We start from the raw sequence: 14,077 nt of genomic DNA, 5'->3' as shown, positions 1-14,077 counted from the left end.
CCTCCCGCCCGGTGCCTTCAGCCGCCGATCTGGCCGTCGCCCAGAACCTTCGCCACCGTGCGCTCCGCGGTGGCGTCGTCCAGGCAGCCGCGCAGGCGCATGCGGTCGTGATCGCCGAGCGCCGGGCGCACGCTGCCCACCCAGACGTCGCCCTCCAGCCGGTTCAGCGGGGCGTGACGCGCGGGGACGCGGGTCGAGCGCCGGCAGCTCTCCCACAGATCGCGCGCGGCCATCCGGCCCGCGGCGGCGTCGGCGGAGCCCCGCACGGCGACCTCGAAGACGACCGTCGTGGCCGCCGCGTCCGGGCGGTCCCCGGGCCGGGTCCGGGTGGCGTCGGCGAGCCTGTCGAGGCCGAAGACCAGGGCGGCCAGGGCGAGTACGGCTACAGCGGCGATGCGGATCCGGGGCGGGCGCCGGACGGCGGGGCGTGACTCCAGCGGCTCCGCGCGCCCGATACCGCCGGGCGGGGCCGCGAGGCCGGCCAGGCGTGCGGCGGTGCGACGGTCCGCGGGGCGGCCGGTGGCGGCGGCGATCCTCTGCACCACCCAGGCGGCGGCCGACATCACCGCCCCGGCGGCCATCAGCACGGGCACGAAGACGTACGTGCGGCTCGTACCGTCCGGCCGCCGGCCCTCCAGCCAGCGGAAGCGCGGGGCCGGCTCGGCCCGGGTGCGCTCCAGACCGCGCAGGATCTCCTCGGTGCGGTCGCGGCCGTCGGCGATCTCGCGCCGCAGCCGGGAGACCCGGGCGTGGAGCACGATGCCCACGAGCAGCACCTCGACGGCAAGCAGCAGCACGCCGCTGATGAGCGCACGCTGCCACTCCCAGCGAGAGAGGTAGACCACGAAGTAGCCGCCGGCGGCGGCGCCGGAAAGCCCGCCGAAGACGTAGCCCGCGTACCTCACGCCGCCGCCTCGCGGCTGTCCCCGCGGGCCGCGTCGCCGTCCCCGCCGCTACGGGCGGCCTCACCCCCGGCGGCCGTCACCGCGCCCGTCGTACCGTCCACCCTCAGCGCCGTACCCGGCGGGAAGCGCCGCACCGCACCCGGTACGCCCACGGCCGTCGGCACCCCGAACTCCCGGGCCAGCACCGCCAGATGCGACAGCACACTGCCGGTCTCCGCGACCAGCCCGGCGAGCCCGGCGAGCTGCGGCGCGAGCCCGGGGTCGAGCGCCGGCACCACCAGCACCGCGCCCTCCGGCCGCTCCCCCGTGCCGTCCCATGCCAGCCCCGCGCCGGACCCGCCCCCGGCGCCCTGCCCGCCGCCCGCCGCCCCGGAGCCACCGGGCGCATCCGGCACCTCCGCCACCGGCCGGCCGCCGGCTATCCGGAACGCCGCGGGCAGCACCAGCCGTTCCGGCCGTGGCAGCCGCTCCGCGAAGTCCTCCGGCAGCCCTCTGCCGTGCGCGAGGGCGACCAGCTCCGGCCACCGCAGCAGCGCCACCCGCGCGGCGTCGTCCAGCACCCCCGCGGCCACCAGGCGCTCCGCCAGCTCCGCGACGACCCGGCTCTGCATCTCCTGCACCCACCGGATCCGCAGCCGCAGCCCTTCCCGCACCGGCAACGCGCCCACCCCGCGCGGCACTCCGCTCCACCGGGCGCGTACGGGCAGCGCGGGCGCCGCACCGAGCGCCGGCGGCAGCAGTGCCAGCAGCACCGGATGCCGGGCGATCAACCCGGCGTCGTCGTGGGCTTGTTCCTGCCGTTCCTGGCGGTGCTGCCGTTGCACCTCCGCCAGCACCGCCAGCGCCTCACCCGCCGCGGTGGTCCCGGCGCCCGCGCCGGGCAGTGCGCCGGCCAGCGACTCCTGGGCGTGCAGCGCGGAGAGCACGGTGCGGCCCCAGCCCGCGGCGTCCAGCAGTCTCCCGCCGGCCAGCGCCTGCGGCTCGGGGAGCCCGGCGAGCTGCTCGTCGACCTCGGCCATGAGATCGAGGGCGAGCACGGGCAGCGCGGTGCGCAGCCGCCCCATCCGCCAGGCAGCGCAGAGCAGCCGGGCGGAGCGCAGCGGGTTGACGAAGTCCCGTACCGGGTGGCCGGACTTGACCGCGCCGAGCAGCCGCAGGTCGGCGGCGGCCCGGCCGTCCACGGTGGTGACGACCGGCAGTGCGCGCAGATGCCGCCGGGGTGCGGTGCCGGCGAGGTCGAGGGCGACGGTCAGACCGTGCGACATGGGCGCCACCCACAGGTCCTCCTCCAGCGGCTGGAGCACCGCGGGAAAGGTCTCGGCGACCGGTCCCGGGCCGAGCAGCCGGGCGGAGCGCGGCGGGCGCGGCGGCATCGCCGTGATCGGCCGGGACTGGAAGAGCCACAGCCGCCCGTCGGCGTCGAAGCCGAACTCGACGTCCTGCGGCCCGCCGAAGACCCGCTCCGCGCGCCGGGCCAGGGACGCCAGCCGGGCCAGCCGGCGGCGGCCGAGGAGCGCGGCGCCGGGCGGCTCCGCGGGGTCGACGGCGACGCGCCGGCCGCGCCGGGTGAGCTGGTAGCGGACGCCCTGCGCGGTACCGCCGACGAGGGTGTCGGGGCCGCCGTCGACGGCGCTGACCAGCAGCCGGTCGTGGCGGCCGGCCACGGGGTCGGCGCCGAACATGACGCCCCCGGCCGCCGCCCGCAGCATGGGCTGCACGAGGACCGCCATGGGCCCGGGCGCCTCCGCCCGCAGCGGCGCCTCGCGGGGTGCCGCCGCGGGGCCGACGAGACCGCGGGCGGCGGAGTCGCGCACCCGGCGCACCGCGGCGGTGAAGTCCTCCCAGCCGCGGACGTCGGGCACCGTCTCGTACCAGCCGGCCATCGAGGAGTCGGCGCCGTCCTCGTACGCGGAGGAGGACCGCACGATCAGCGGCCGCCGGCCGTCCTCGCTCAGGTCCAGCCAGGCGGCGTGCAGCGCGCCGGGGCCGGCCGGGGATCCGGGTGCGAGGGCTGGGTCGGTGAGCACGAAGCCCGGGAGTACGGGCAGCCCCGCGGTGGCGGCGCGGGCCAGGCCGGCGGCCTTGGCCCCGGCGCGGCCGGGGTCCCGGGCGGGGCCGGAGTGCAGCGGCAGCACCGCCGGCCACGCCCCGCCCGCGGCCTGTTCCGTACCCACCGTGCGCGCCGCCGGGTCCGTGGGCTCTGCGCCCGCCGCACGGCCCGTCCGCTCCGCTTCGGTCGCCATCAGCGGCTCCACCTCCGCCCCTCGTGGCACGCCCCTCGCGGGGGCCGCCACGCCCGACTCGGTCCCGGGTAGCGGAGGGAACCGGCCCGGTCGCCGCGGGGCAGTCAACGGGGAACCACCGCGGCGGCCCGGCGGGTTCGACCGGGTTGCTTACGAATCAGTATGCCGCGACCGACCGGAGGTATTCCTCCGGGCTGTCCCGACCGTCGCCGAATCGGCCATCCGCCCGGCCGGCGGTGCCGGCCCGGGGTCAGCCGAGGAACGACAGCCGCACGCTGCGGTGCGGGTTGTCGCGGTTGGTGTCGACCAGCACCACCGACTGCCAGGTGCCCAGCTCCATCCGGCCGCCGATCACCGGCAGCGTGGCGTGCGGCGGCACCAGCGCGGGCAGCACGTGGTCGCGGCCGTGGCCGGGGCTGCCATGCCGGTGGGTCCAGCGGTCGTCGGCGGGCAGCAGGTGGTGCAGCGCGGCCAGGAGGTCGTCGTCGCTGCCGGCACCGGTCTCGATGATCGCGACGCCCGCGGTCGCGTGCGGCACGAAGACGTTGAGCAGCCCGTCGCGGCCGTCCGCCGTCTCGCGCAGGAATGCGGCGCAGTCGGCGGTGAGGTCGTGCACGGTCTCTCCGGCCCCGGTGGTGATCCGGAGCGAACGGGTCGTGAAGGCGTCGGTCATGAGCCCAGCATCGCTCATCGGGAAGATCCGTGCCGCCACGGACGTTGGCGCACACATGAGCGGCATCGTGAGGACGCAGGTGGTGGTGATCGGCTCCGGCCAGGCCGGCCTGTCGGCGGCGTACTTCCTGCGCCGCGCGGGCCTGGACTTCGTCGTCCTGGACCACTCCCCCGGCCCCGGCGGCGCCTGGCAGTTCCGCTGGCCCACGCTGACGTACGGCAAGGCGCACCGCGTGCACGACCTGCCGGGCATGCCGCTGGCCGCCACCGACGCGGACGGCACCCGGCCGGCGGCCGAGGTCGTCGCCGGGTACTTCGGCGCGTATGAGCGCGCCTTCGACCTGCCGGTGCGCCGGCCGGTGAACGTGACCGAGGTGCGCGAAGGCGCGGAGAAGGAGGCCGGGCGGCTGCTGGTGGTCACGGACGCGGGCACGTGGTCGGCGCGCGCGCTGGTCAACGCCACCGGCACCTGGGACCGGCCGTTCTGGCCGCGCTACCCGGGCCAGGAGACGTTCCGCGGCCGGCAGCTCCACACGGCGCAGTACCGCGGCCCGGGGGAGTTCGCCGGGCAGCGGGTGGTGGTCGTCGGCGGCGGTGCCTCGGGCACGCAGCACCTGCTGGAGCTGGCGGGGACGGCGGCGGAGACCGCCTGGGTCACGCGCCGGCCGCCGGTGTGGCGCGAGGGCCCGTTCAACGAGGACTGGGGCCGCGCGGTCGTGGCCCGGGTCGAGGAGCGGGTACGGGCCGGGCTGCCGCCGAAGAGCGTGGTCGGCGAGACCGGGCTCCCGCTCACCGACGAGATGCGTGCGGCGATGGCGGCGGGCGTGCTGGTGCGGCGGCCGATGTTCGAGCGGATCACGCCGGAGGGCGTGGCCTGGGCGGACGGGACCGTCTTCGGTGCGGACGCGATCCTGTGGGCGACCGGCTTCCGCGCGGCGGTCGACCACCTAGCGCCCCTGAAGCTGCGCGAGCCGGGCGGCGGCATCCGCATGGAGGGCACGCGCGCGGCCCGCGACCCGCGGATCCACCTGGTGGGCTACGGCCCGTCGGCGAGCACCATCGGCGCCAACCGCGCCGGACGCACGGCGGTCCGCGACCTCACCCGCCTCCTCGCCGGACCGCCCGGCCCCGGTCGCGCGGCCGGGGAGCGCGGCGCCCTCAGCGCTGCTGTCTGAGGCTGGAGTTGCGTACGACCAGCTCCGGCTGGAGCACGATCCGCTGGTGGTCGTGGTGCTCGACGCCCCGTTCCGTCTCCTCTATCAGCAGCTCCGCCGCCTCCCGGCCCATCCGGTGCGCCGGCTGGCGGACCGAGGTCAGCGGTACCGCCGCCGCGGCGGCGAACTCGATGTCGTCGTAGCCGACGAGCGCGATGTCGCCGGGCACCGAGACGCCCGCGGCGAAGAGGGTCTGGAGCACGCCGAGCGCGAGGAGGTCGTTGGCGCAGAACACCGCCGACGGGCGCGGCGACATGCCCAGCAGCCGGGCCCCGGCGTCGCGGCCGGCGGCGACGTCCATCTGCCCGGTCTCGACGTGCACCAGCGACTCCGGCCCGAGCCCTTCCTCGGCGAGGGCGGCCAGGGCGCCGGTGTGGCGGTCCTGGCACTGCGGGAGCTGCATGGGGCCGCTGACGTAGACCAGGGAGCCGTGGCCTGCGCCGATCAGGTGACGGGCGGCGAGCAGGCCGCCCTGGACGTCGTCCAGCGAGACCGAGCAGGCGTCGGCGCTGGCGACGGTGCGGTCGACGAAGACGTACGGGATGCCGTGCCGGCCGAAGGACTCCAGGGTGCGCCCGCTGGTGTCGGCGGGGGTGACGAGCACGCCGCGTACCCGCTGCTCGGCGAAGAGGCCCAGATACTCGGCCTCCTCCGCGGGGCTCTGCGCGCTGTTGCACAGCATCACCCCGAGGCCGGCGTCGCGCGCGGCGCGCTCGGCCCCGGTGGCGACGTCGACGAAGAAGGGGTTGGTCATGTCGAGCACGAGCAGCGCGATGATCCGGCTGCGTCCGGCGCGCAGTTGCCGCGCCGACTCGCTGCGTACGTAACCGAGCCGGTCGATGGCCGCCTGCACCCGCTCGCGGGTGGCGGCGGCCACGCTCTCGGGCCGGTTGATGACGTTCGACACGGTGCCGACGGAGACGCCCGCGTGCCGCGCGACGTCCTTGATGCCCACCATGCGCCCCACGCGCGTTCCCCTTCAGCCGTCCAGCCGGTCGTACGCGGCGCGCCCCGGCCGCGGCCCGTCGCTCATGCTACGCATGGCGCCCGCCGGCCCCGGCGACCTCCACCAGGTCCAGCCCCGTGAGGTCCGCGAGCGCCCGCAGCTCGGGCAGCAGGTCGCCGGTGGCCAGCGCCCAGTGGTGGCCGACGCCGCTCGCGCTCCACTCGTCGCACCACTCGCCGGGGTCGCGGCCGAAGTCGACGCGGGAGGTGGTGTTGCCGATGGCCAGCAGCGGCCCGGAGGTGACGGTTCCGGCGGAGGCGATGAGCCGGTAGCGGCCGTCACGGGTCTGGCCGATTCCGACGGCGGTGACGGGCCCGTGCCGTACGTCGAACTCCACGGACACCCCCCAGCCGCGCTTGCCGTGGTAGACCCCGAGGCCGCGCAGCAGCGGCCGGCCCTCGCTGATCGCCAGGTGCCCGGGCCCGTCGTGGCCCATCTCCACCACGCCGTCGCGGAAGTTGAGGGCCTGCATCTCGGTGAAGGAGCCGCCGGCGCCGAAGCGGTCGGCGACGAGCATCGCGAGCGAGGTGCGCAGCTCGTACTCGCCGGCGGCGGGGATGCCGCGGGCGGTGAGCAGGGAGGCGCCGAGGATCATGCCGGCGCCCAGCCGCTCGTGCGTCTCGCCGTCGAGGCCGCGGTGGTAGTAGGCGAGGGAGTCGAGGTCGAAGTCGGCGACGAGCCGGTCCAGGCCCACCGAGACCCGCGCCGCCCACGCGAGGTCGTCGGGGTCGACGGTCCCGTCGAGGTCGAAGACCTCGCGGGTCTCGGCGAGTTTGGCCGCGACCTCGTCCTCGCCGGCCTTCTCGGCCCGTACCCGCAGGTCGTCGAACTCCAGCACCTCGACGTGCCCGCCGAGGTTCGCGGTGACCATGGTGAGGTCGGTGGAGACGTCGTACATGCCCGGGTAGAGGTGGCCCATCAGCCCGTGCCGCCCGCCGCGCAGCACCGCGCGGACCCCCGCCGCCCGGATCCACCGGCCGATGCGCGCCCACGCCCGCTCGTCCTCCAGGTGGCCGGAGACGGAGCGGAAGGGGACGCCGCAGCGCTCGAAGGCGTTGGCCATCTCGGGCAGCGGGCAGGCGCCGCAGTACGCCAGCCACTGGCCCGTGTCGAAGCTCGCGTGGTCCATCGCCTCGGTGGGCTGCAGGTTGATCAGCAGGACGGGCGCGCCGCTGCGCCGGGCCACGGGGACGAGCATGGTCGCGGTCATGTAGGTGGTGAGGAAGCCGACGATCAGGTCGCAGTCGGCGGCGCGCAGCTTCTCCGCGGCGGCGGCGCCCTCGGGGGCGTCGGAGATGAAGCCGACGTCGACGACCTCGGCGTCGAAGCCCGCCATCCGCTCGGCGACGCGGGCGGCGGAGCGCTTGAGCTGCGGCAGCAGGTCGGGGAACTGCGGCCAGTACGCGCCGAGTCCGCCGGCGACCAGACCGATGCGGGGCCGGCGGGCGGTGGCGGGGGTGCGTGCGGTCGTCATGGATGGCTCCTAGCGGTCGCGCCTAGCGGGGCAGGGCGAAGTCCACGGTGCGCAGCGGCGAGGGCGTGGTGCCGGTGGACTTCTGCTGGTACATGAAGGACAGGACGCCGTCCTGGGCGAGCCGGGTCTCGTCGAGGATCACCTCGCCGAAGGCGTCGAGGCCGGCGCCGTCGAAGAGGACCTTCCAGTCGGTCCAGCCGGAGGCGGCGGAGGCGGCGACGACCCGTCCGTAGGGCAGTACGGCGTAGGCGTTGTCGTGGCGGTCGAAGGCGAGCTTGGAGCGCTGGGTGGACTCCAGCGGCACGTCGATCTCGGTCTTGTGCCAGCGGCCGGCGTCGTCGCGGTGGACGTGGAAGGCGCGGGCGTTCGCCCTGCGGTCGGCGACGTAGTCCGTGGAGCACTGACCGAAGCGGCCCGGGACGTAGCTGATGAGCGCGTGCGGGCGGCCGGCGGAGTCGGTGGCCTGGTGCTCCTGGTTCATCAGGGCGTGGTCGGCGTTCAGCGGGTCGGCGACGGTGCCGGGGTCGTCGAACGACACGAGGTCGCTGCCGCCGGTGGTGCCGACGGCCTGGCCCGCGGCGTTGGTCCAGGTGCGGCCGTCGTCGGCGGAGCGGACGTATCCGGTGTCGTGGTTGCTGAGGCCGCCGGGGGCGCACATGACGGCGGTGTTCTGTTCGCGCCAGGTGTAGAAGGCGTGCAGGGTGCCGTCGGGGCCGTAGTCGATGCCGTGCAGGTACATGTTGCGGGCGGAGCTGCTGCCGTGTTCGGTGGTGTACGTGCCGGTGGAGCCGGACCACGGGCCGAGCGCCCGCCAGCGTTTCCCGTCGTACGCGGCCAGCGCGTTGCGGCCGTTGCCGGAGACGCCGTCGCGGTAGCTGAGCAGCAGCCCGCCGGCGGGGGTGGCGACGAACTGGGGGTAGGTGAAGCGGTCGGTGAGCGCGAGCCCGTCGAGTGAGGTCTGGACGGACCCGAACGCGTCCGCGCTCCAGTCGTGCGCCTTCGGCCGGTTCATCAGACCCGGGACGGACTTGAGGTAGAAGAAGCCGTCGGAGTGCGAGTCCATGTTGACGTGCAGCCGGCCGTCGGCGGCGGAGACGCCGAGGGAGATGACGTTGTGGGAGTCGTCGTACTTCAGCCGGTGGTCCAGGGTGACGGTCTGCCAGGTGCGTTCGCCCAGGGCCCGGCGGGCGACGACGGCGCTGCGGTCGGCGGTGTACCAGGCCGCGTACTGATGGCCCTCGTGGGTGAGGATCCCGTTCTTGGTGAAGGAGCTGTTGTTGACCAGGCCGTCGTACGAGACGAAGTAGACCGCCTGCGGGTCGAGTTCGGTATCCGCGATCCGGGTCAGCGAGGGGCCCGGCGCGGGCGGCCGGCCCGGCGCCGCGGCGGGGCCGGGGTCCGCCGCGGCGGCCGGGAGCGCGGTCGCCGCCAGCAGCAGGGCGGCGGCGAGGAGCGCGGGCTGCACGAGAGGGCGGGAGAGCAGTCTCATGGGGGATCCTCAGTCGAGGTGGAAGACCTCTGTCAGGGGGTGTACGGCCGCGTCCGGCGCAGCGCCGTCGAGCGCCTCGAAGAACGGGGCCATCTCGGCCTGCCAGCGCGCGTTGACGTCGCTCGCGGCCATCGCGGCCTGCGCGGCGGCGAAGTCGTCGGTCTCCAGGTAGCCGACCAGGAGCCCGTCGTCGCGCAGGAAGAGCGAGTAGTTGCGCCAGCCGGCGGCGGAGAGCGCGGCGAGCATGTCGGGCCATACGGCCGCGTGCCGCTCGCGGTACTCCGCCAGCCGGTCGGCGCGTACCTTCAGCAGGAAGCAGACGCGGGGCATCGCGTCGCGCCCGTCAGAAGTCGTACTCGTCGATGTTCTTCTCGTCGAACACGGTCGGCGGGCCGAGGATGACCTCGCCGTCCTTGCCGACGGTGTACTCGCCGAGCCGGCCGGCCTCGAACGTCTCGCCCTCCTTGCCGGTGATCTGCCCGGAGGCCAGCGCGGCGGCGGCGTAGGCGCCGAGGTAGCCGAGGTCCTTGGGGTCCCAGAGGGAGAACTCCGCGACGGTGCCGTCCTTGACGAACTTGCGCATCTGGTTCGGCGTGCCGAGCCCGTTGAGCACGACCTCGCCCTTGTAGTCGGAGGAGCTGATGTAGCGGGCGGCGGCTGCGATGCCGACGGTGGTGGGCGAGATGATGCCCTTCAGGTCGGGGTACGCCTTGAGCAGCCCCTGGGTCTCCTGGAAGGACTTCTGGTCGTCGTCGTCGCCGTAGGCGACCTTGACCAGCTCCATGTCCTTGTACTCGGGCTTCTTCAGCTCGTCCTTCATGTAGTCGATCCAGGTGTTCTGGTTCGTGGCGTTCTGCGTCGCCGACAGGATGGCGATCTGGCCCTTGTGGTCGAGCTGTTCGGCGATGCGCCGTACCTGGCTGCGGCCGATCTCCTCGGAGCTGGCCTGGTTGATGAAGAGCTGGCGGCAGTCCTTGGCGGTGTCGGAGTCGTAGGCGACGACCTTGATGTCCTGCTGCATGGCGGTCTTCAGCGGGCCGCAGACCGCGTTGGGGTCGTTGGCGGCGATGAGGATGGCGTCCTGGCGCTGCTGGACGAGGGTGTTGATGTACGAGACCTGCGAGGACGCCTTGGCGTCGGAAGGCCCGACCTCCTTGGCCTGGGCGTCGAACTCGGCGCTCGCCTCGATGCCCGCCTCGTCGACGATCTGCTCGTACGGGTTGTTGATCTGCTTGGGCAGGAAGGCGATCTTCAGGCCCTTCTTCAGCGGCGCGTCCGGGTTCGCGGTGGCCTCCGACGCCTGCTCCTTGGCGTCGTTCTCCGCGTCGTCCTTGGTGGTGCCCGAGCAGGCGCCGACCGCCAGGGTGAGGGCGCACAGCGCGGCCGTCGCGGCGAGGGTGCGGCTCTTGTTACGCATGCGGGTGAACCTTTCGCGTTCGCTTCCGCGAGTCCGCGGAGCAGAGTCGGGCGGAGTCGGTGCCATGGGGTCAGGAGGCCGCGGCGAGGCGGCGGTTGCGGCGCTCCGCGAGCGCGGAGAGCGCGCGCGGGGCGAGTACGGAGGCGATGAGCAGCAGCCCGGTGACGATCACGCGGATCTCGTTCGCCACGTCGTTGAGGGTGAGCAGGTTGTTGAGCAGGCCGATGAGGAGTACGCCGGCGACGGCGCCGCCGAGGGTGCCCTTGCCGCCGTTGAAGTCGACGCCGCCGAGGAGGACGGAGGCGATGACGACGAGTTCGAGGCCCAGGCCGTTGTCGGCGCGCGCGCTGCCGTAGCGCAGGGTGTAGACGATGCCGGCGAAGGACGCCATCAGCCCGGAGACGACGAACAGCGCGAGCTTGATGCGCTTGACGCGGATGCCCGCGAACCAGGCGGCGTCCTCCTGGGCGCCGATGGCGTACAGCGAGCGTCCGAAGCCGGTCATGTGCAGCAGCACGGCGGCGAGCACGGCGAGCACCGCGAAGAGCGCGATGGGGTACGGCACGAAGGTGCCCGGCACGGTCTCGGTGGAGGAGGCCCACCTGGAGTACGTGTCCGGAAAGCCCGCGACGGCCTTGTCGCCGAGGACGACCGAGGCCAGGCCCCGGTAGAGGGTGAGGGTGCCGATGGTGACGGCCAGCGGCGGCAGCCCGACGCGGGTGACGAGCCAGCCGTTGAGCAGCCCGCCGGCGGCGCCGGCGAGCAGGCAGACCGGCACGATCAGCTCGAAGGCGTACCCCGCGTCCCACAGGGTGCCCGCGAGCGCACTCGACAGGCCGAGCATGGAGGCGACGGACAGGTCGACCTGGCCGGCGACGACGAGCAGCGTCATCGGCAGCGCGATGAGGGCGATCTCGGCGGTGTCGTTGAGCGCGGCGGACATGTTGCCGGTGGACGCGAAGCCGTCGGTGGACGAGGTGCCGGCGAGGAACACGGCGATCAGCAGGATGCCGACGGCGGTGTCCCACCGCAGGTAGGTGCCGAGCGACTTCACTGCCGCCTCCTCTTCCGCAGCGCGCTGGTGGTGCGCCGCTGCACGATGCGGTCGGTGGTGATGGCGGCGAGCAGCAGCACGCCGGTGATGGCCTGCTGCCAGAAGGAGCTGACCTTGAGGACGACCAGCGCGCTGCCGATGGTGGTGAGCAGCGCGGCGCCCAGCGCGGCGCCCCAGACGGAGCCGACGCCGCCGGTGATGGCGACGCCCCCGACGACGACGGCACTGACGACGGTCAGCTCCCAGCCGTTGGCGGCGTCGGCGACGACGGTGCCGAAGCGGGCGAGCCACAGCGCACCGGCGAAGCCGGCGATCGCGCCGGAGAAGGCGTACGCGCCGAGCACGCGGCGGCGGATGGGGATGCCGGCGAGCCGCGCGGCCTCGGGGTTGGAGCCGATGGCGTACAGCTCCCGGCCGCCGGTGTAGCAGCGCAGGTAGTAGGCGGTGCCGGCGAGGACGACGGCGGTGATCAGCGGCAGGTACGGAATGCCCAGAACGCCGCCGGTGCCCAGGGAGAGGACGTCGTCGGGGAGGTTGGCGGCGTTGATCTGCTCGCCGCCCGCCCACCAGTAGTCCAGGCCCTGGATGACGTAGAGCATGCCGAGGGTCACGACCAGCGCGGGCACCTTGCCGAAGCTCACCAGAAGCCCGCTGGCCAGTCCGCACGCGGTGCCGAGCGCGATGCCGAGGAGGACGACGACGAACACGCTGTGGTCGGTGCCGGAGACGAAGTCGCCGCAGGCGAAGGCGGTCAGTCCGACGACGGAGCCGACGGACAGGTCGATGTTGCGGGTGATGACGACGACGGACTGGCCGACGGCGAGCAGCACCAGGATCGAGGAGTTGAGCAGCAGGTCCTCGACGCCCTGGTCGTCCAGGAAAGAGGGGTTGGCGATCCAGGTGCAGAGGATCAGCAGGACGAGTGCGCCGCCGATGGACAGCTCGCGGGCGCGGAAGACGAGGTCGGCCAGCGAGCGCGCGGAGCGCTCGCCGCCGGCGGCGGGGGCGGGCTCGGTCTTCTGTACGGTCGCGCTCATGCAGCCGCCTCCCTGGCGCCGCGGCCGGTCGCGGCGGTCATCACCGACTCCTCGGTGGCCTCGGCCCTCGGGATCTCGGCGACGAGCCGGCCCTCGTGCATCACGAGCACGCGGTCGGCCATGCCGAGGACCTCGGGCAGGTCGGAGGAGACCATGAGGACGGCCAGTCCCCCGGCGGCCAGTTCGGAGAGCAGCCGGTGCACCTCGGCCTTGGTGCCGACGTCGATGCCGCGGGTCGGCTCGTCGACGATGAGCACCGACGGCTCGGTGGCCAGCCACTTGGCGAGGACGACCTTCTGCTGGTTGCCGCCGGACAGCACCCCCACGTCGTCCGTGAGTCGCCCGTACTTCAGCCGCAGCTTCGCCGCCCAGTCGGCGGCCCGGGCGCGTTCCAGCGTCCGTTGGACGAGCCCGGCGGAGCCGAGCCGGCCGAGACCGGTGAGGCCGATGTTGCGCTCGATGGACATCTCCATGACCAGGCCGCGCTGGCGCCGGTCCTCCGGGACGAGGGCGACGCCCGCGTCCATGGCGGCGGTCGGCGAGCCGCGGCGCAGCGGGCGGCCGGCCACGTGCACCTCGCCGGCGTCGGGGGTGTCGACGCCGAACGCGGCCTGGACGACCTCGCTGCGGCCGGCGCCGACGAGCCCGGCGAGGGCGACGATCTCGCCGCGGCGGACGTCGAAGGAGACGTCGTGGAAGACCCCTTCGCGGGTCAGCCGCCGTACGGACAGCGCGGTCTCGCCCAGTCGGGCGTCCTGCTTGGGGTACAGCTCGTCCAAGTCGCGGCCGACCATGCGGCGGACGAGATCGTCCTCGGTGAGCGCGGCGACCTCGTCGGTGGCGATCCAGCGGCCGTCGCGCAGCGTGGTGACGCGGCTGCAGAGCCGGAAGATCTCCTCCAGCCGGTGCGAGATGAACAGCACGGCGGCGCCCTCGGCGCGCAGCGCCTCGACGACGGCGAAGAGACGGGCGGTTTCACTGCCGGTGAGCGCGGCGGTGGGCTCGTCCATGATCAGGACGCGGGCGTCGAACGACAGCGCCTTGGCGATCTCCACGATCTGCTGGTCGGCGATGGACAGCCCGCGCGCCGGGCGGTCGGGGCCGAGGTCGACGCCGAGACGGCGCATGAGCGCGGCGGTGGCGTCGTGGACCGAGGCGCGGTCGATGCGGCGCAGGGTGCGGCGGGGCTGGCGGCCCATGAAGATGTTCTCGGCGATGGACAGGTCGGGGAAGAGCGTGGGTTCCTGGTAGATCACGGCGATACCCGCGTCGCGGGCGTCGGCCGGTCCGTGGAAGGCCACCGGGGAGTCGTCGAGGAGCAACCGGCCGGCATCGGGGCGGTGGACGCCGGCAAGGGTCTTGATGAGGGTGGACTTCCCCGCGCCGTTCTCGCCGGCGAGGGCGTGCGCCTCGCCGGCGTGCAGCGTGAGGGAGACGTCCTCGAGGGCGCGTACGGCCCCGAAGGACTTGCTCAGGCCGCGCGCGGCCAGGACGGGCACTTCTGTCATGGTCTCAGCACCGTTGCGGTCGGCAGTTCATGAAAGGTTTCAATGGGTTTTCACGGAA

At 74.3% G+C, this 14,077-nt stretch carries 12 protein-coding genes; 1 reads left to right on the top strand and 11 read right to left on the bottom strand.

Annotation, left to right across the window (positions count from 1 at the left end):
• Window positions 1–17: 17 nt before the first annotated feature.
• From I003_RS0101460 to I003_RS0101450, 3 genes are all read right to left on the bottom strand, one after another.
• The gene (locus tag I003_RS0101460) at window positions 18–905 is read right to left on the bottom strand and encodes a hypothetical protein (RefSeq protein WP_027769852.1); all 888 of its coding nucleotides are present in this window, start codon (window positions 903–905) and stop codon (window positions 18–20) included.
• Entirely contained in the window at window positions 902–3,148 is a 2,247-nt protein-coding gene (locus I003_RS0101455) for a PEP/pyruvate-binding domain-containing protein (protein WP_486584045.1), read from the bottom strand. The genes I003_RS0101460 and I003_RS0101455 overlap by 4 nt, the downstream gene beginning before the upstream one ends.
• A 250-nt stretch (window positions 3,149–3,398) precedes the next feature.
• Entirely contained in the window at window positions 3,399–3,821 is a 423-nt protein-coding gene (locus I003_RS0101450; protein ID WP_027769850.1) for a secondary thiamine-phosphate synthase enzyme YjbQ, read from the bottom strand.
• Between the two features lie 55 nt (window positions 3,822–3,876).
• Here I003_RS0101450 and I003_RS0101445 point away from each other — a divergent pair, with 55 nt between their 5' ends.
• Entirely contained in the window at window positions 3,877–4,995 is a 1,119-nt protein-coding gene (locus tag I003_RS0101445; protein WP_027769849.1) for a flavin-containing monooxygenase, read from the top strand.
• On the opposite strand, the gene I003_RS0101440 is transcribed toward I003_RS0101445, so the two are convergent.
• The 8 genes from I003_RS0101440 to I003_RS0101405 all read right to left on the bottom strand — a co-directional run bounded on the left by I003_RS0101440 (window position 4,979) and on the right by I003_RS0101405 (window position 14,019).
• On the bottom strand, window positions 4,979–5,992 hold the full coding sequence (locus I003_RS0101440; RefSeq protein ID WP_027769848.1) for a LacI family DNA-binding transcriptional regulator: 1,014 nt from the start codon (window positions 5,990–5,992) through the stop codon (window positions 4,979–4,981). The genes I003_RS0101445 and I003_RS0101440 overlap by 17 nt on opposite strands.
• 76 nt (window positions 5,993–6,068) lie before the next feature.
• Window positions 6,069–7,514: an L-fucose/L-arabinose isomerase family protein gene (locus tag I003_RS0101435; RefSeq protein WP_027769847.1), complete on the bottom strand. Its 1,446-nt coding sequence runs from the start codon at window positions 7,512–7,514 to the stop codon at window positions 6,069–6,071.
• 22 nt (window positions 7,515–7,536) lie between these two features.
• The gene (locus I003_RS0101430) at window positions 7,537–9,003 is read right to left on the bottom strand and encodes a BNR repeat-containing protein (protein WP_027769846.1); all 1,467 of its coding nucleotides are present in this window, start codon (window positions 9,001–9,003) and stop codon (window positions 7,537–7,539) included.
• Window positions 9,004–9,012: 9 nt separating this feature from the next.
• Window positions 9,013–9,333 carry an L-rhamnose mutarotase gene (locus I003_RS0101425; protein ID WP_027769845.1) on the bottom strand — a complete coding sequence of 107 codons (321 nt, stop codon included), beginning with the start codon at window positions 9,331–9,333 and terminating at the stop codon, window positions 9,013–9,015.
• A 13-nt stretch (window positions 9,334–9,346) separates the two neighbouring features.
• Complete coding sequence (gene rhaS, locus I003_RS0101420) at window positions 9,347–10,420, bottom strand: rhamnose ABC transporter substrate-binding protein (RefSeq protein ID WP_027769844.1); 1,074 nt, start codon at window positions 10,418–10,420, stop codon at window positions 9,347–9,349.
• Window positions 10,421–10,490: 70 nt separating this feature from the next.
• Window positions 10,491–11,474, bottom strand: coding sequence for an ABC transporter permease (locus tag I003_RS0101415; RefSeq protein ID WP_027769843.1), 984 nt, complete (start codon window positions 11,472–11,474; stop codon window positions 10,491–10,493).
• Complete coding sequence (locus I003_RS0101410) at window positions 11,471–12,511, bottom strand: ABC transporter permease (protein WP_027769842.1); 1,041 nt, start codon at window positions 12,509–12,511, stop codon at window positions 11,471–11,473. Before I003_RS0101410 ends, I003_RS0101415 begins: the two co-directional genes overlap by 4 nt.
• On the bottom strand, window positions 12,508–14,019 hold the full coding sequence (locus tag I003_RS0101405; RefSeq protein ID WP_027769841.1) for a sugar ABC transporter ATP-binding protein: 1,512 nt from the start codon (window positions 14,017–14,019) through the stop codon (window positions 12,508–12,510). The genes I003_RS0101410 and I003_RS0101405 overlap by 4 nt, the downstream gene beginning before the upstream one ends.
• Between the last annotated feature and the right edge of the window lie 58 nt (window positions 14,020–14,077).

This window comes from Streptomyces sp. CNQ329, from assembly GCF_000482585.1.
Note: the sequence above shows the minus strand (reverse complement) of the source record. Positions and strands in the feature narration are given on the sequence as shown.

Bases quoted from the DNA above. Each gene is read 5' to 3' on its own strand.
- I003_RS0101455 (WP_486584045.1), bottom strand. From the start codon at position 3,148: ATGGCGACCGAAGCGGAGCGGACGGGCCGTGCGGCGGGCGCAGAGCCC.
- I003_RS0101450 (WP_027769850.1), bottom strand. From the start codon at position 3,821: ATGACCGACGCCTTCACGACCCGTTCGCTCCGGATCACCACCGGGGCC.
- I003_RS0101445 (WP_027769849.1), top strand. From the start codon at position 3,877: ATGAGCGGCATCGTGAGGACGCAGGTGGTGGTGATCGGCTCCGGCCAG.
- I003_RS0101440 (WP_027769848.1), bottom strand. From the start codon at position 5,992: ATGGTGGGCATCAAGGACGTCGCGCGGCACGCGGGCGTCTCCGTCGGC.
- I003_RS0101435 (WP_027769847.1), bottom strand. From the start codon at position 7,514: ATGACGACCGCACGCACCCCCGCCACCGCCCGCCGGCCCCGCATCGGT.
- I003_RS0101430 (WP_027769846.1), bottom strand. From the start codon at position 9,003: ATGAGACTGCTCTCCCGCCCTCTCGTGCAGCCCGCGCTCCTCGCCGCC.
- I003_RS0101425 (WP_027769845.1), bottom strand. From the start codon at position 9,333: ATGCCCCGCGTCTGCTTCCTGCTGAAGGTACGCGCCGACCGGCTGGCG.
- rhaS (WP_027769844.1), bottom strand. From the start codon at position 10,420: ATGCGTAACAAGAGCCGCACCCTCGCCGCGACGGCCGCGCTGTGCGCC.
- I003_RS0101410 (WP_027769842.1), bottom strand. From the start codon at position 12,511: ATGAGCGCGACCGTACAGAAGACCGAGCCCGCCCCCGCCGCCGGCGGC.
- I003_RS0101405 (WP_027769841.1), bottom strand. From the start codon at position 14,019: ATGACAGAAGTGCCCGTCCTGGCCGCGCGCGGCCTGAGCAAGTCCTTC.